Annotated in this window: 18 protein-coding genes; 10 read left to right on the forward strand and 8 right to left on the reverse strand. The window is 62.0% G+C overall.

Annotated features, from left to right (window positions below; all coding sequences use genetic code 11):
• Positions 1-42 precede the first annotated feature (42 nt).
• From AC0QUY_RS27315 to AC0QUY_RS27330, 4 genes are all read right to left on the reverse strand, one after another.
• On the reverse strand, positions 43-363 hold the full coding sequence (locus AC0QUY_RS27315) for a transposase (RefSeq protein WP_475389314.1): 321 nt from the start codon (positions 361-363) through the stop codon (positions 43-45).
• A gap of 552 nt (positions 364-915) precedes the next feature.
• Positions 916-1,542 (reverse strand): class I SAM-dependent methyltransferase, encoded by a 627-nt coding sequence (locus AC0QUY_RS27320; RefSeq protein WP_161851800.1) that lies wholly within the window; start codon positions 1,540-1,542, stop codon positions 916-918.
• Positions 1,543-1,614: 72 nt separating this feature from the next.
• Positions 1,615-2,181 (reverse strand): hypothetical protein, encoded by a 567-nt coding sequence (locus AC0QUY_RS27325; protein ID WP_246738554.1) that lies wholly within the window; start codon positions 2,179-2,181, stop codon positions 1,615-1,617.
• Positions 2,182-2,242: 61 nt separating this feature from the next.
• Positions 2,243-3,145 (reverse strand): UDP-glucose dehydrogenase family protein, encoded by a 903-nt coding sequence (locus tag AC0QUY_RS27330; RefSeq protein ID WP_161851801.1) that lies wholly within the window; start codon positions 3,143-3,145, stop codon positions 2,243-2,245.
• 727 nt (positions 3,146-3,872) lie between these two features.
• Between AC0QUY_RS27330 and AC0QUY_RS27335 the strand changes: the two genes are divergently transcribed.
• Genes AC0QUY_RS27335 through AC0QUY_RS27345 form a run of 3 tightly spaced genes read left to right on the forward strand, consistent with a single transcriptional unit; the run spans position 3,873 to position 5,275 of the window.
• Positions 3,873-4,193 carry an Arm DNA-binding domain-containing protein gene (locus tag AC0QUY_RS27335; protein ID WP_246738555.1) on the forward strand — a complete coding sequence of 107 codons (321 nt, stop codon included), beginning with the start codon at positions 3,873-3,875 and terminating at the stop codon, positions 4,191-4,193.
• Between the two features lie 33 nt (positions 4,194-4,226).
• A complete protein-coding gene (locus AC0QUY_RS27340) occupies positions 4,227-4,718 on the forward strand; it encodes a hypothetical protein (protein ID WP_246738556.1) in 492 nt (163 codons plus the stop codon).
• The gene (locus tag AC0QUY_RS27345) at positions 4,694-5,275 is read left to right on the forward strand and encodes a tyrosine-type recombinase/integrase (RefSeq protein ID WP_246738557.1); all 582 of its coding nucleotides are present in this window, start codon (positions 4,694-4,696) and stop codon (positions 5,273-5,275) included. Before AC0QUY_RS27340 ends, AC0QUY_RS27345 begins: the two co-directional genes overlap by 25 nt.
• 211 nt (positions 5,276-5,486) lie before the next feature.
• On the opposite strand, the gene AC0QUY_RS27350 is transcribed toward AC0QUY_RS27345, so the two are convergent.
• From AC0QUY_RS27350 to AC0QUY_RS27360, 3 genes are read right to left on the reverse strand one after another with little or no spacing between them, the layout of a single operon-like run.
• The gene (locus tag AC0QUY_RS27350; RefSeq protein WP_161851802.1) at positions 5,487-5,765 is read right to left on the reverse strand and encodes a helix-turn-helix transcriptional regulator; all 279 of its coding nucleotides are present in this window, start codon (positions 5,763-5,765) and stop codon (positions 5,487-5,489) included.
• Positions 5,766-5,775: 10 nt separating this feature from the next.
• Complete coding sequence (locus AC0QUY_RS27355) at positions 5,776-6,006, reverse strand: DNA-binding protein (protein ID WP_371419409.1); 231 nt, start codon at positions 6,004-6,006, stop codon at positions 5,776-5,778.
• Positions 6,007-6,008: 2 nt separating this feature from the next.
• Complete coding sequence (locus AC0QUY_RS27360; RefSeq protein WP_161851803.1) at positions 6,009-6,593, reverse strand: hypothetical protein; 585 nt, start codon at positions 6,591-6,593, stop codon at positions 6,009-6,011.
• A 204-nt stretch (positions 6,594-6,797) separates the two neighbouring features.
• On the opposite strand from AC0QUY_RS27360, the gene AC0QUY_RS27365 reads away from it, so the two are divergent.
• From AC0QUY_RS27365 to AC0QUY_RS27395, 7 genes are all read left to right on the forward strand, one after another.
• Entirely contained in the window at positions 6,798-7,232 is a 435-nt protein-coding gene (locus AC0QUY_RS27365; RefSeq protein ID WP_161851804.1) for a DUF1376 domain-containing protein, read from the forward strand.
• Positions 7,233-7,552: 320 nt separating this feature from the next.
• A complete protein-coding gene (locus tag AC0QUY_RS27370; protein WP_161851805.1) occupies positions 7,553-8,755 on the forward strand; it encodes a non-ribosomal peptide synthetase in 1,203 nt (400 codons plus the stop codon).
• The gene (locus tag AC0QUY_RS27375; RefSeq protein WP_161851806.1) at positions 8,752-9,879 is read left to right on the forward strand and encodes a 2-hydroxyacyl-CoA dehydratase subunit D; all 1,128 of its coding nucleotides are present in this window, start codon (positions 8,752-8,754) and stop codon (positions 9,877-9,879) included. Before AC0QUY_RS27370 ends, AC0QUY_RS27375 begins: the two co-directional genes overlap by 4 nt.
• A gap of 1 nt (position 9,880) precedes the next feature.
• Complete coding sequence (locus tag AC0QUY_RS27380; RefSeq protein ID WP_475389316.1) at positions 9,881-11,110, forward strand: 2-hydroxyacyl-CoA dehydratase; 1,230 nt, start codon at positions 9,881-9,883, stop codon at positions 11,108-11,110.
• Between the two features lie 20 nt (positions 11,111-11,130).
• Positions 11,131-11,913, forward strand: a complete 783-nt coding sequence (locus AC0QUY_RS27385) for an acyl-CoA dehydratase activase (protein ID WP_161851808.1) — start codon at positions 11,131-11,133, stop codon at positions 11,911-11,913.
• Between the two features lie 18 nt (positions 11,914-11,931).
• A complete protein-coding gene (locus tag AC0QUY_RS27390; protein ID WP_161851809.1) occupies positions 11,932-13,359 on the forward strand; it encodes a KamA family radical SAM protein in 1,428 nt (475 codons plus the stop codon).
• A 101-nt stretch (positions 13,360-13,460) separates the two neighbouring features.
• Positions 13,461-14,201: a class I SAM-dependent methyltransferase gene (locus AC0QUY_RS27395; protein ID WP_161851810.1), complete on the forward strand. Its 741-nt coding sequence runs from the start codon at positions 13,461-13,463 to the stop codon at positions 14,199-14,201.
• On the opposite strand, the gene AC0QUY_RS27400 is transcribed toward AC0QUY_RS27395, so the two are convergent.
• Positions 14,184-14,933: a 4'-phosphopantetheinyl transferase family protein gene (locus AC0QUY_RS27400; protein ID WP_371419410.1), complete on the reverse strand. Its 750-nt coding sequence runs from the start codon at positions 14,931-14,933 to the stop codon at positions 14,184-14,186. The genes AC0QUY_RS27395 and AC0QUY_RS27400 overlap by 18 nt on opposite strands.
• Positions 14,934-14,944: the final 11 nt, after the last annotated feature.

Consider the following 14,944-nt stretch of genomic DNA (forward strand, 5'->3'; position numbering starts at 1 on the left):
TCACCGGATAGTCGGCGCGGCGATCTTCGATGAAGCGGAATCTCATGTCCGTGTTCCAGCAAAGATCGCGATCGACTTTTTTAAAATGTCGCGCTCCATGCGCAGCCGCTCGTTCTCTCGCTGCAAACGCGCGATCTCTGCCGCGTGGTCCGCCGACGGCAGCGTCGCCTGCGTTGTGGGGCGCCGCGTCGCCGCCGTCGGCTCCAGCCGAGCCCCTCGCTGCTCCATCCACCGCCGCAGCACGGAATCGCGCAGCCCAAGCTCCTTGGCAACAGATCCGATCGAGCGCCCGCTCGACGCTACGAGATCAACCGCTTGCCGCTTGTAGTCGTCCGTAAACGACCGACGTTGACGTCCTTCCATCCGACACCTCCTGGCTCTTCGAGCCTACTACAGGTGTCCATCAATTCGGAGGAGGTTCATCCCTTTCTGGGTGCGGCTGCCCGAATGGGAGACCTGGGTAGTAATGAGTCTCGACATAGCCTTTACACTGCGTCTTTAGCTTCTTGCTAAGGGGTAGCCACGGAGAGGGGGATGACTCGTGAATAATCGCGTCCCTCCAGTTCGGTAATTGAGACTGGAGAACATACATAATCGCGCGTTCCCTAGGAATAGAATTGCACCGAGTGCACCGGAGCCGATCTCGAAACCAAGAGTGATCAGCCTTGAAGATCGCTTCCATTTCACAGATTGGGCACCATCCGGTGTGACTAAATTCTATCGCTTCGTGGTTCGACATGGATGTTCACTAAGTATACGTCCGGCTAGAGCAGACTTCTGCGATCGCAGATCAAACTAGCGGGAGACACGAACGAGTGGAAGATGGATTCGCTTACCGGGTTACACAGATCCCTTCCGAACTCGGTATCAAGTCTTCGACCAATAAACCCGCAGCCCTGGTTGCATGCAGAATGACTACGGCCTGCGAATCAGCGAGATGCGATCAAGATCTTCAACGCCGCCCCATCTGATCGAGATAGACTCTACAATCTCCATCCTAGCTTCGTCGCAAAATGACCTGAAGAGCTCTTGCGTCATATGATTACGGGCATGAATATTTTTTGCGTAGTTTGTCCCTGGTGCGTTGAGGTTGGAATGATGGTAAAGCGCCATCCCGCCTGACAGCAACACACGGCGGGTGTCCTTGATGTACGATTGAACAACGTCAGGAGCGAAATGCACCATCGCGTCGTAGCAGAAGATGGCCGAGATGGTATCGGCGGCAATGGGTTCAAAATTGTAGCCGTTATTGACGAAAAAGCTTAGCGTTGGAAAGCGACCGAGCCTGCTTCTGCAAGCATCGATATTTTCCTGATGTATGTCCATGAGCGCGATTGCGCCGCATTGTCCGACAATTCGTTCAGAATGCCGACCGTGGCCAGCGGCTAACTCGATCACGTTATCGAGTGCCAGTTTTTTGAAAAGTCGCAAGAAAACAGTGTTGTCCCCCCAGAAAAGATGCGTCCACCTCTCCGCATCCGCGTAGTACGGAGAGCTTTTCCAAGCAGAAGCGACGTGCTGAACCGACTTCTCGATGGTCATAGGGGGCCATCCCTCTGTTGTTGTATCACCTATAGCTGTCGTTGACTAATGATAGAGATTACCGACGCCGCATCATTGAGGGTCCAGACGATGCTTCTGAAGTATCTCTTGGGCTTGTTCGCTGTCTAAGTGTAATGGTCTTTGAAAGATTGACATGTTGTTCGCTCGAGCTATTTCCCGCGCGATCTGCTTGACAGCGTGATATTGGGGCCGATTGGAAAAATCGTGTATTGCTATGAACGTTCCTGGGGTTGAGTGAAGCAAACATTGGGTGAAACAGGCCACTCTGAAACGGCCGTCAACGAAACAAAAATCAGCGGTTCGGCTTTGCGGTCGCTGCCAAATACTTTCGTGGTACTGCGGCCACGAGGCCTCCTTTTCTCGATCTGCTGGATAGCCCCAATCGCCAAGCTTACCTATATCGACGTGAATCAGCTCGGGTCTGTTAGCGCAATTCCGGGTTGCGACAGCAACATTGGTAAGCCATGGTTGAGACGCGTCGATCGAAATGATCCACTCCTTCTTCGTTTGGCAGGCCAGCCACGTGCTGCCGCCTGATCCAAACTCCAGATATCGCGTCGATAGAGCTACGAAGCTCTTGAACAGCGTCATTTCCTGATCATCCATCGCAACTTGCATGATAGACCCCGTTGCTGTTCGACGGCCAACTCAGCTTCGTCAGTAAATCTCTGCGATCCACTTACTGCCGGCCAATACTCTCATACTTGAACCCCTGCGCCCGCACGTCTTCCGGCCGGTAGATATTCCTGAGGTCGACGATCACCGGCGCCGCCATGGCCCGCTTGATCCGCTCCAGATCAAGCCCGCGAAACTTCCACTCGGTGACGATGACGAGCGCGTCGGCGCCGCGGGTGCAGGTGTATGGGTCGTCGCAATATTCGCTGCCGTCCAGTTCCTTCTTTGCCTGCTCCATGCCGACGGGGTCGTGGGCTCCCACCTTGGCGCCGGCGATCAGCGGGAGCGACGGGGCTTCGCGCCCATCGTCGGTGTCCGGCTTGAAGGTGAGGCCAAGCATGGCAATGGTCTTGCCACGGATGTCGCCGCCCATCACCTTCCGCGCCCGCTCGTCCGCGGTGCCGACGACGATGCGATCGGGATGCTGGAAGTCGCGGATCGCCGCGCCCTCGCGCAGGAATTCCGGATTCGAAGCGACGGCGAAGTCGGCGGCCGGGTTGGCTTCCCGCACGATCCGCTCGGCCTCGTCGCCGGTGCCGACCGGCACCGTCGATTTGGTGACGACCGTGAAATCCTTCAGATGCGTCGCGATCTCGTGCGCGGCTGCGGGAACATAGCTGAGATCTGCATGCCCGTCGCCGCGCCGGGAAGCGGTACCGACCGCGATGAAGACGGCGTCCGCATCTCCGATGCTCGACAGATCGGTGGCAAATTTCAAGCGGCCGGCGTTCACGCCTGATGTGACGAGCTGATCAAGGTCGGGCTCGTAGATCGGGATCTTGCTTTGCTTCAGCGCCGCGATCTTCTCCGCATTCTTGTCGATGCAGGTGACGTCGTGGGCGAAATCGGCGAAACAGGCTCCGGATACCAGGCCTATATAGCCGGCCCCAATCATTGCTATGCGCATTGCATTATTGATCCAACTTCGTGGCGACTGTCTCCATCATGGAGCCATCGCGTGACGAGTCGATGAAATGATCGACTTCGTTTGGGGACGCCGGCCTGCCGCCAAACCTAAGCTCGGGATATCTCTTTGACAGGTTTAGGAGACTTTTAAGAAGCGATGGTCCGTGACCATCCATGGCGGCTGGCATGAGTGGATCTATTCAACGATCGGCCCGGTGAGGCAGCCCAGGTAGCGCTACGATCTCGTCACCAATGTGGCGCATGCTGCTCATTTTTCCCTGACAGTGATGCTTCAACCCGGGCGTGTGCCTTGCGTGCAACAACGATGTGGAGGTCGAGGCCGCGACTAATCAACCCGACGGGGCAAATCAGCCAGAAGTCTGTCCAGCCCACCGGCAAAAAACATTTCCCTTCAGTCTTGGCGCAAATCAGTTGCTTGTAGCGCGCGTCTCGCCCGATGCGAGGGGCGGGTCGCGATCGTCACGAACGCGCGGTGGGATGCGGTGGACCGGATGGCTGCACAAGACGAATGCAGTCTATCCGCGGACGGCGAAGTCGTGTGGGCTATATTTTGAAATCAGGTGAAAGAACCTGAAAGCAACCAGTCACCAGCTTTCAGCGCATTTCGCCAAATCTAGGGCCCGGTCCTAAGCCTCTCGCGATCCTCCAAGGACTGAGAGACCCAAGCCCGAGCCCATGGTCCCAAACCCTTCGAGGAGCCTGAAACCATGAGCGATACTACCACGACCGTTGACCGCGCCAAGCGCGGACGCAGCGGCAGCGTCATCCTAACGGACCGCAGGTGCGGAAAGCGCGTCGCCAACCGTACCAAGATTTACGACCGCAGATGCCCAGGTCTCTACGTCTCCATCATCCCGGCAGGCGTGGCCACACTCTCGTTCAAGTTCACCGATCCGGGAACCGGCAAGCAGCGCTCGACCACGCTCGGCATCTTCAACCCGGAGACCTTCACTGTCGAGCACGCGCGCAGCCGGGTCTATGCGCTGAAGGCGCTCGATCCGGCGGCGCTGGTCAATCAACTGCGCTAGCACCGGGTCACCAAAGGCAAGCACGGCAAGACGGTGGCCGAGATTATCAAACTGCGCATCAACTGGATGCAGCAACTGGAGCGGAAGGCCGATGGCGAGATGCGGCCCCGCATCGAAAGCTGGCGCTGCACCGAAGGCCACCTGAGGCGCTTGGTCGAGCCGAAGCTCGGCAAGATGATCGCAAGCGACGTGACACGGCAGGATATCGCTGAGTTGTCGAACGACATTCTCGACGGCAAGTACGGGAGGCGATCGGCCAGCAACGCCCGCCACATGCGCCGCGCCGTCTCGGGCCTTTACACATGGGCAGCGGAAGCGGGCCGCGACTTCGTCCCCGAAACCTGCCGCCCTACCTTCAATCTTCCGAAACTACCGAAGGAGCATGCCCGCGAACGGGTGCTGACCGAGGATGAAATCCGGATTTTCTGGCATGGCCTTGACCGCGACGACCTGCCTTGGGATCGCAAACGCGGCTGGCGCTCAAATTCGAATTGGTCACCATGCTGCGCTCACGCGAACTGCTAGCCGCACAGCGCAACGAACGGTTCGACCTCGACGGCAGCGCGCCTTACTTCCGCGTGCCTTCTAAGCGGGTCAAGAAGCGCCGCGTGATCGAGCAGCCATTGTCCGATCTGGCGGTCGAGATTATCCGCGAAGCGTTGGCCAGCGACGCACAACAGTTTGTTTTTGAAAGCCCGGTCTATCCGGGTCAACCGATCCACCGCATTGCGATGGCAACCGCGCTATGCGGCACCAAGCACGAGAAAAACCCGGACAAGAGCAAGAAATCGGGCCTTTGCGAATTGTTGGGCCTGAAGCCGTTCACGCCGCACGATCTGCGCCGCACCGCCGCTACGCTGGCAGGCGAACTCGGGTACTCAGACGCCGCGATCGCGAAATGCCTCGATCACGCCGTAACCAGGGATGACGGCGAGAAGGTCAACAGGGTTACCGGCATCTATAATCAGTCGAAACGTGCCCAGCAGAAGCGCGCAGTGCTCGACGGCATCGCAGCCGAACTGCGGCGCATCATCGCCGAACGAGCGCCGAAGGCCATCGCCAAGCTGCGGCTCGCGGCCTGATACACGAAAACTCCACCCAAATGACCCGACCCGGTCAGCACGTCGCTGGCCGGGTTTTCATTTGAAATCTGGTGAAGCCCGCTGTTTGGTCGCTGGTGCGTTCGGCGCGCTGCGGGGACTATCGGCATCGGCTCCGGAGTAATGCAGCAGCAATGCGAGCAACTCCAAGCCGAGGCTCCCGCCGGCCGACGCGACGCGCAACATGGAGTACTTAGGATTTCGAGCCGCTGGGGTGATTTGGGCGGCCACGGGCGCGGCCATTAATCTCGTTCTGCCAAGCGATGACTTCATCCTCGAACCAGACCTTGCGGTTCGGAGTTATGACGCTCCCGCGCGGAAACCTGCCTGTCTTTTCCATACGCCAAAGCGTCACCGGTGAGACCGGGACGATCGCCAGAACCTGCGCCTCGTTCAACATGCGTCGAGGTCCGGACTTGGTTGATGCGCTCTTGGCAAGCTCGTCCTCTACATGTTCGGATGCTTCGATCATGGCGCGCACCTCACTTGAGACCGACACTAGTTTTTTCTTGCTCGGCGATCCAAGCGAGCAATGTGCTGCGGCGACCACAGATAACGTCGCCGAGCCGAAACAGCGGCAGTTCCGAATGGGCTGCCAAGTGGTAGACGCGCCGACGTTTGGCTGCGGAGCCGAATATAAAGCGCGCGATTTCTTCTGCACGTTCGAGCAGATCGTCAGCGATGCACTCGTTATCACGCGCCATCATGGTCACCCTTATGTCCGGAGAACGTTGCCGACCGCAAGGATCGTCCGCTCGGTGATCCTTGTTCTTTCCCTGCGGTCACCAGCAGCGGCTGATAGCTGTTGCCGGCGATCCTCGAAAGAGATGTAGTCGTTTCGGCTCCCAGCCCAAACTCCTAAGACCACCGAAGGAACCGGTTTCTCAAATTCAATGTCGAGCCTATAGGCCTCGTCGAGAAACAGTTTTCTGCCGAGAATATGGCGGCGCGTTCCTAGGAGCGCGACGACCTTCATCATGTAGTGCGCCAAGCGCTCCTGCTTAGCCGCTCCAATCATCTCTTCCAGTTCGCTGCCGAATTCGCGCGTTCGCTGCCGCTGAGCTTTGAGCGCGCGGTATTGCGTGACAGTGGTCGACGCGGTGCGCGCCGTATCTGCCATGTTCGCCGCGATCAACAAGTTCGCCGCGTCCTGCTCTGACATTTGCGCAGCCGAAGTTCCTCGCCCCGAAGTTCGAATAAAGCCATCTTCGCGAACAGCGCGTGCGATCGCGCCCACGCGCTCCGCGTCGATCCCTTCCGCCGTCGCTATCGCTGTAACCAAATCGCTAAGTGTCGCCATGACAAGCCCCCATTAGTAAACATTGCAAATGGGCGGGAGGCGTGTCAACCTCCATCAGGTAAAATACCAGATGGCGAGTGACGTTAAAAATGGTGCCGCCCATTCCGGACCGAGAAGCTTCGGACAAAAGATCCGCCGGCTGTGATGCGAGCGGGACACTCCCGCAGCGCACTGCAGCCTGAAACGAAAGAACGCTACCGTGCCATGAGCAAGTTGCCTTCTTTGCCTTTGTGGGTCGACGAGTGGACGGCGAGTACGCGCCATCTCAACTATGAACAGCGAGGCATTTATTTGAGCTTGCTGATCCTGATGTGGGAAAAGCCGCGTGGCCGAATTCCGAACGACGACAAATGGCTCGCGCATCACCTCGCAATGTCGGTCGCCAAGGTCGAAAAGATTGTGCGCCCGATCATCGGGGACCTCTGCAAATCGTCCGGGAATTGGATCACGCAGGAGCGCTTGAGGAAGGAGTACGATTACGTGCGGCAGAAGATAGAAGCGAATAGGGCTTCCGCTAAACGTCGGCAGGACAAGGAGAAAGGTGCATCCGATCGCAATGCGATCGCAGGTGCGAAGGCAATGCTACCTACACCTAAACTTACACCCACACCCACAAGGAAAGAGAGAGGCTCTCTCTGAGCCGGTTGGCAAAAGATCAAACGGCCAATCGGCGTTCCTGCCCACGAACTGGAAGCCGTCACAGGCTGACGTCAGATTTGCGCTAGAGCGCGGCTGGACGAACGAGCGGATCAATTCCGTCGCCGACAAATTCCGCACCTATTACCAAACCCGCCCGATGACGACCACGGATGTCTCGGCGACGTGGCGAATGTGGGTGTGTCGGGAGAGAGATGAGCCCGAGGAAGAAAAGCCAATGGTGATCATATGACCGCGCTGAGCGGATCGATCTCTCCTCGATCACGTTGCGCCAGGCGAAGGCGGCGACACTGCGAGACGTCTTGAACTCAAAGCCCTCTAACTTGCCGCACAAGGCGAACAGAGCATCGGGAGACATCGCCGATCTGGATAGAGAGCCGTCCCTCGAGCTGTGGCCGTTCCTGGGCGCCGGCGCGGCGGTCTTGATACTGCCGGACGAGACGGCGCGCGACGGGCGATTGCTCGACGATTTTCTCCGGCGGAACGGCCCGACCCACGCCTGGCTGCCGGCGCCGCACTGCGAGAGGCTGGCGCGGCTCGAGAATGAGACGCTGCGTTTCGTGCTGACCTGCGGCGGCCATGTGGGAGCGCTGCGGCGGGGCAAGTACGAGCTTGTGCGATGCGCCGGCCCCGCCGAGACCACGGTGTTGGCGACGAGCCTCCCGGTGCGCGGCACCGGGGCGGGCGACAACATCGGCAAGCCGGCCGGGTTGTCACATATCCGGATACTCGGCCATGACGACGGCATGTTGCCGGTCGGCGTGAGCGGCGAGCTGTGCGTCGCCGGCGCCGGCGTTGCGGCCGGCTACTGGGACGATGCGGAGACCACGTCGCGCCAATTCGAGCCGTGTCCGCATGTGGCGCCGGGCCGGATGTTTCGCACCGGCCAGTCGGCGCGCTGGCTCGCCGACGGTACCATCGCGTTGACCGGGCCGGTGGTGGAGGCGAGCATCGACGGCCACCGCGTGTCGCTTGCCGAGATCGAGTGCCTGCTGCGATCGAACGGCGCCATCGACGACGCCGTCGTGGTATTCGACGACCGCGATCCGCTGAGCGAGCGGCTGGTCGCCTTCATCGTGGTCCGCGGCACCGGGCCGGTGCCGGCCCAGTCGTTCGTCCAGACGGTGTGGCACCACCTCGCGCAATGGCTGCCGCCGGCGATGATTCCCGACACCTACATGCAGGTCGGCGCGATCCCGCGCGACCTCGACGGGCGCGTGCAGCGCGAGCAGTTGCCGCTTCCCGAACTGGCGTCGGAGCCGGCCGCAGCCTCGCCCCCGTCCGTTGCCAAGGTGGCCGAGATCGTCGGGGACGTGCTGGGCGTCGACACGATTTCCCCGGACGAGGACCTGTCGGCGCTCGGTATGACATCCTTGGCGGCCGCGCGGCTGGCGACCCGCATCCATTCGAGCTTCGGCGCCGCACCCGACCTCTGCCGGATTCGGTCGGCCCCGACGATCTCGGCCATTTCCAACGCCATTGAGGCATCTGGGAGCCCGTCATGAGCACCGCAACCGCCGTGCAGGATGCCATTCGCGACGTCGTCGACCTGCACCGAGATCGGCTCGAGCTGCTGCGCGCTCGCCCGGAACCGAAGCTCGGATTCGTGTCGATTCACACGCCGGAGGAAATTCTTCTCGCCGCGGGAGCGATCCCGTTTCGCATCACCGGGGAGCAAGCGAACACGAGCGATGCCGCCGCGCGACTGAGCGCCAACTACTGCTCGTACGTGCTGGGCTGCCTAAGCGAAGGGATGGACGGCGTCCATGACTTCGCCGACGGCGTCGTGTTCGTCAACGGTTGCGACATGCGCAAGCGCCTGTGCGAGGCGTGGGCGTGCGATGTGCCCGGCCAGTCGGCGTATTATCTCGATCTGCCCGGGGATGCCAGCGACCTTTCTAAGGCCTACTTCGCGACCCAACTGCGCAAGCTGATCGGGGCGCTCGAGCGGCGCTATGACCGCAAGATCGGCGACGAGGCGCTCGGGCGGGCGATCGAGACGTGCAACCGGTTGCGCGCGCTGGTACAGGAACTCGATCGCCATGCCCGCAACGGCAGGCGGGTGCTGTCGGGCGGCGAAGCGATCGGGGTCGTCAAGGCGGCGACCACGGGGCTCAAGGACGCGTTCAACCACCGCGTCGCGACCCTGCTCGACGCGCTCAAAGCCTCCGACTCCCTGCCCCGGCGGCGGCCACATCGCGTCATGATCTGCGGCAGCTACTTCGATCACCAGGGTATCATCGACACCATCGAGGACACCGGCGCCGAAGCGATCTGCGCCGACATCAGCAACGGAGCGAAGTACTTCGAAGGCCGCATCGATCCCGACGCCGAGCCGGTCGCGGCGATCGCCGCCTACTATCTCGACAAGCACACGAGCGCGCGCCGCCTCGATACCGATGTGAGGATGCGCCACATGCTCGAGCTGGTGCGCGCCTACGGCGTCGACTCGGTCATCTATTACGTTCTCAAGTTCTGCGACACCAACCTGCACGAATACCCCTACATCCAGCAGAGGCTGCAGGCCGAGAAGATCCCGGTGTTGTTCATCGAAGGCGAACGCAACGCGACGAACATCGCCGGCACGCGAACGCGAATTCAGACTTTTCTGGAATCCCGGATGACATGAGGTGACGCCCGTGAGAACCGAGAGACGCGAAGGAGAGCGCGCAGCGCAGTATCAGAACCTGCTCGGCCTGATGGGCGAGCCGCATGCCGATGAAGCCGAGGCCCCCCAGGCCCTGCGCAAGGCAATCCGCATGCGCTCGGTGATGAACTGCCATCGCCTAGCCGACGCCTACCGCGACGACTCCAAGGTCGCGTACGTGTCCGAGCAGTTTCCCACCGAGGTCGTGTTCGCGGCGGGCGCGATGCCGTGGAACATCGAATCAATGGCGATCATGCTCGCCCAGTCGGTCGACGTGAACCGCATCTTCCAGCTGACGCAGGAGAAGGGGCTGTCACGCGACATCTGCTCGTTCCTGCGCGGGCCGTACGGCATGATGCTGGCCGATTGCTATCCGACGCCGGACTTCGTCCTGACCAACGACCAGCCGTGCGAGGGCCTCGCCAAGGAGATGTGCCTCGCCGGGAAGCGATTCAACGTGCCGGTGATCGCGCTAAACACCCCGGAATCGCTCGACGAGGACGCAATCGGCTACGTCGCAGGGCAGATCGAGCGGATGCGAGAGAGGATGGCGGCGGAGCTCGGACTCGAGGGGAGTTCCGAGTCCCTGCAGCGGGCGGTCGCGTTCTCCAACGAGGCCCGCGAGTACTACCGCAAGACGGTGGCACTGCTCGAGACCCACAAACTTCCCGGCGTCTCGCGCGAGCTGCAGGAGATCTTCGGGATGAATTATTTCGGCCCGCGGGAGAACGTGACCCTGTGCAAGGCACTGTACCAGGCTGCGGCCGAGCTCGCCAAGGACGCGCCGGGCAGCGGCAAGCGCGTGATGTGGATCGGCCAGGTCCCGGAGGAGGCACACGAGCTGCTGCGCCACATGAGCCGCGTGGTCGAGATCCTCTACTGGGCGCCGCTGTGGAACGCCAATCTGCGCAGCCTCGACGAGACCCGGCCGCTGCACAGCATCGCCGAGCGGGCGATCCTCTACCACTGGAATGCGGAGCGGATGTCGGTCGAGCTGGAGCGGATCTGCGATCGCTTCTCCGTCGAAGGCTTCGTGATCGTCAACGTGTGGGGATGCCGGAACATCGCCGGCATCAGCCCGGTGCTCAGGGACTTCGCCGCAAGGCGCAAGATCAGGCACATCACGCTCAACATCGACCTGGTCGACCGCAACAACTACGCGTTCAACCACGTCAAGAACCGGGTCGACGCTTTTCTCGAGTTGATGCAATAGGCGCGTGGAGGCGCAACAACATGATCACGGTAGGTATCGACGTCGGCTCGCTGTCGACGAAGTCCGCTCTCATGAACAATCGCCTGGAGGTGATCGCATCGGACGTGGTGCTGACCGGAGGCACCAACCGGGCGGCGGCCGAGACCACCTACGAGCAGGTGCTGGCCAAGGCCGGGCTCAGGCGCCACGACGTCGGCTTCGTGGTCACGACCGGGTACGGGCGGGAGAACATCACGTTCGCCGACAAGCACCTCTCGGAGATCACCTGCCACGGGCTCGGCATGCACCTCATCAATCCGGAGATCCGCACGATCCTCGAGATCGGCGGCCAGGACAGCAAGGCGATCCGGATCGACGAGCACGGGAACGTCGAGAACTTCGCCATGAACGACAAGTGTGCGGCCGGCTGCGGCAGGTTCCTCGAGGTCACCGCGCGGGCGATGGGGGTCCCACTCGACCAGCTCGGCGAGGTGTCGGCGCGCTCGCAGAACACCGTGCGGATCAGCAATACCTGCACGGTCTTTGCCGAGACCGAGGTCGTCTCCCTGGTCGCGGTCGGGACACCCATTCCGGACATCGTGCGCGGCGTCCACAACTCGATCGCGGCGCGCGCCGCCTCGCTGCTGCGCACCGTGACGATCAGCGGCCGGGTCGGGATGAGCGGGGGAGTGGCGCTCAATTCCGGCGTCGTGCGGGCGCTCGCCGACGCGCTCAAGACCGACATTTACGTGGTGGACAACCCGCAGGTCAGAGGCGCGATCGGCGCGGCGTTCATCGGCCAGCGGCGCTCGCGCGCCGCCTAGCGCGCCACGGAGGCGCTCATGAACCTGTGTGGCACGAAGATGGGCCGTTACCAGGCGATCGGCCGGCACAACATCGGCAAGCTGCCGGAATGGGCCGCCCTCGACCCCGACCTGCGCGAGGCCATCCAGGTCGTCGCGCAGGTGCTGCCGTTCCGCGCCAACCGTTACGTGGTCGAGAGCCTGATCGATTGGTCCAAGGTCCCCGACGACCCGATCTTCCGGCTAATCTTCCCGCAGCGAGAGATGCTCGACGCCGACGAGTTCGGCGAGGTGAAGCAATGCCTGCGCGAGAACGACAGCGAAGCACTGGCCAGGACCGTCCGCCGCATCCGGCTGGCGCTCAATCCGCATCCGGACGGGCAGCTTACCCACAACGTGCCGATTGTCGCGGGACGGCCCCTCTGGGGCCTGCAGCACAAGTACCGCGAAACCGTGCTGTTCTTTCCGTTTCAGGGACAGACGTGCCATTCCTACTGCACGTATTGCTTCCGCTGGGCGCAGTTCGTCGACATGGACGGCCTCAAGTTCGCTCGCAAGGATGCCACCGACCTGGTCGCCTATCTCAAGGTCCACCCCGAAGTGACCGACGTGCTCGTCACCGGCGGCGACCCCATGGTGATGCGCGCGCCGGTGCTGCGGAAGTACATCGAGCCGCTGCTCGATCCCGCGCTCGAGCACGTGCAGACGATCCGCATCGGTACCAAAGCGGTCGCCTCGTGGCCGTATCGCTTCGTGTCGGACGACGATGCGGACGACTGCCTGCGGCTGTTCGAGCAGATCGTCGCCGCCGGGCGGCATCTCGCCGTCATGGGGCACTACTCGCATCCGGCCGAGCTCGCGCCGGAGATCGCCCGCGAGGCCATCCGCCGCATCCGCGCGACCGGCGCGCAGATCCGCATGCAGACGCCGCTGATCCGCCATGTGAATGACAACCCCGAGGCGTGGGCCGCGCTGTGGCGGACGGGCGTGCGGCTCGGGCTTGTTCCCTACTACATGTTCGTCGAGCGGGACACCGGCGCGCGCAAGTACTTCGAGGTGCCGCTGGTGCGGGCGCTCGACGTCTATCGGCAGGCGCAGGCGCGTGTGTCCGGCCTCGGTCGCACCGCGCAGGGCCCGTCGATGTCGGCGTTCCCTGGCAAGGTGCGGATTCTCGGCTCGGTCACGCTGCGCAGCCTGCTCGACGACTGCGCGGCCGCCGCGCTGGCGGCGCTGCCGGCGCGTGCCGGGGCGGCCGATCCGGACACGCCGATGCTGATCTGCGATTTCCTCCAGGCGCGCGATCCGGCCTTCGATCGCACGCTCTTCGTCGCCGCGTGCGACCCGGACGCGACCTGGCTCGATCATCTGCGGCCCGTCGGGAGGCGAGATCGGTTCCCGTTCGACTGCTGGACCGACAACGGCCGGAGCCACCGGCTGCAGTCGGAGACGGAGTGTCTGCTGCATTGAAGACGTACGACAAAGCCCCCGGCCAATTCCTCAGTGTGAGTGGCGCGCGAGCAGTGCCGCCATCGCGGCCCTTGGGGCGATATCCTGAGAGGAGCGAAGCCATGTCCTTCTCCAACGTCTATGACGATGCCGCGCGTGCCGAGGCGTACGCGCGGTTGGAGTTCCCCTGTACGTACTATCTCGCCTACCGCGATCTGCCGACCATCATCGCGGCCCATGTAAAGGGTGGTACGGCACTCGACTTCGGCTGCGGCGCTGGCCGTTCGACCCGCTTCCTCAAGAAGCTCAAGTTCGACGCCATCGGGATTGACATCTCGCGGAGCATGATCGCAGCTGCCAAGAAAGCTGATCCGGACGGAGACTATCGCCTGGTCGGCAACGGCGATTTCAGCGCGTTCGCGCCCGGATCGCTCGACCTCGTGCTTTCGGCTTTCGCATTCGACAATATTCCCGACCTCGCCAACCGGCGCGCCTTGCTGGAAGGCCTGAGACGCCTGCTGCGGCCGGACGGGCGCGTCATCATGCTCGGCTCGACGCCGGAGATATACAGGCACGAATGGGCGTCGTTCACAACTGAGGCCTTTCCCGAGAACCGCGTGGCGAAAAGCGGCGAGGTGGTCCGCATCGTCATGACTGACGTTGGTGATTCGCGGCCCGTAGTCGACCTCGTCTGGTCTCACCAGGACTACCTGGACCTGTTTGCGGCCAGCGGGCTCGTGTTGCGCGCCGAGTACCGCCCGCTCGGGCGCGCCGACGAGCCTTATTCCTGGGTCAGCGAGATGACGGTCGCGCCGTGGTTCATCTACGTGCTGGAGCGGAGCGGCTCATTTTCCTGCGGCTAGATTCCGCGCCGGGAGCCATCGTGCGACCACGCGCCAGTCGGAGCCGCGCATTGCGACCGCGCCGTAGTATCCGTCGTATCCGTCGGGGACTTCTATCTGGACAACAAACCAGTTTGTCATGATCGGCGGCTCACCGACGGGAATCACGGGCCGCGGCGCCGGCGCAGAGGATGGAACAGTGAAACAATCGAGCGGAAGCCCGAGACCCTGTCCCGCAGCCTTCACGACCGCTTCCTTCATGGTCCAGATGCGAAAGAACTCGTCGGTCGGATCGGTCGCGGCGCGCACGCGCTCCGCCTCGTTTTTCGAAAAGAAACGCGCCGCGATCGCCGCCATTTCGGGAATGTGATGCTTGGCCTCGATGTCGACCCCGACTTCGTTCGCCGCTAGCGCGATCGCGACGACCTCGCCTGAATGGCTCACGTTGAAGTGGATGTCCGACTGCTGCAGGAAGGGTTTGCCGTTCTCCCGCAGATCGAAACGAAACGCTTGCGGCTCGACGCCCAGATGCCGGGACAAGAGGCGTCTCAACGCGGCGCGGCCGACGATGCTTCTGCGTCGATCCTCGTCACGATGAAAACGGGCCGCACGATCCGCTTCGGCTGAAGTGAGAAAAGTCAAGAGGCGCGCAACAACGGATGGCGTAACATCGATCGAGACGAAGAGAAGTTCCACAGCGTTTCGCGCGAGGGCCATGGTCATCCCGCGGGTCGTCAACTGGGAACGTGGCATCCATCGCTCCG

This window comes from Bradyrhizobium sp. WYCCWR15520 (assembly GCF_056174665.1).

Coding starts and splice junctions, on each gene's coding strand:
- AC0QUY_RS27345 (WP_246738557.1), top strand. CDS start 4,694: ATGCTGCGCTCACGCGAACTGCTAGCCGCACAGCGCAACGAACGGTTC.
- AC0QUY_RS27350 (WP_161851802.1), bottom strand. CDS start 5,765: ATGATCGAAGCATCCGAACATGTAGAGGACGAGCTTGCCAAGAGCGCA.
- AC0QUY_RS27315 (WP_475389314.1), bottom strand. CDS start 363: ATGGAAGGACGTCAACGTCGGTCGTTTACGGACGACTACAAGCGGCAA.
- AC0QUY_RS27385 (WP_161851808.1), top strand. CDS start 11,131: ATGATCACGGTAGGTATCGACGTCGGCTCGCTGTCGACGAAGTCCGCT.
- AC0QUY_RS27400 (WP_371419410.1), bottom strand. CDS start 14,933: ATGCCACGTTCCCAGTTGACGACCCGCGGGATGACCATGGCCCTCGCG.
- AC0QUY_RS27395 (WP_161851810.1), top strand. CDS start 13,461: ATGTCCTTCTCCAACGTCTATGACGATGCCGCGCGTGCCGAGGCGTAC.
- AC0QUY_RS27365 (WP_161851804.1), top strand. CDS start 6,798: ATGAGCAAGTTGCCTTCTTTGCCTTTGTGGGTCGACGAGTGGACGGCG.
- AC0QUY_RS27325 (WP_246738554.1), bottom strand. CDS start 2,181: ATGCAAGTTGCGATGGATGATCAGGAAATGACGCTGTTCAAGAGCTTC.
- AC0QUY_RS27330 (WP_161851801.1), bottom strand. CDS start 3,145: ATGCGCATAGCAATGATTGGGGCCGGCTATATAGGCCTGGTATCCGGA.
- AC0QUY_RS27335 (WP_246738555.1), top strand. CDS start 3,873: ATGAGCGATACTACCACGACCGTTGACCGCGCCAAGCGCGGACGCAGC.
- AC0QUY_RS27375 (WP_161851806.1), top strand. CDS start 8,752: ATGAGCACCGCAACCGCCGTGCAGGATGCCATTCGCGACGTCGTCGAC.
- AC0QUY_RS27390 (WP_161851809.1), top strand. CDS start 11,932: ATGAACCTGTGTGGCACGAAGATGGGCCGTTACCAGGCGATCGGCCGG.
- AC0QUY_RS27320 (WP_161851800.1), bottom strand. CDS start 1,542: ATGACCATCGAGAAGTCGGTTCAGCACGTCGCTTCTGCTTGGAAAAGC.
- AC0QUY_RS27360 (WP_161851803.1), bottom strand. CDS start 6,593: ATGGCGACACTTAGCGATTTGGTTACAGCGATAGCGACGGCGGAAGGG.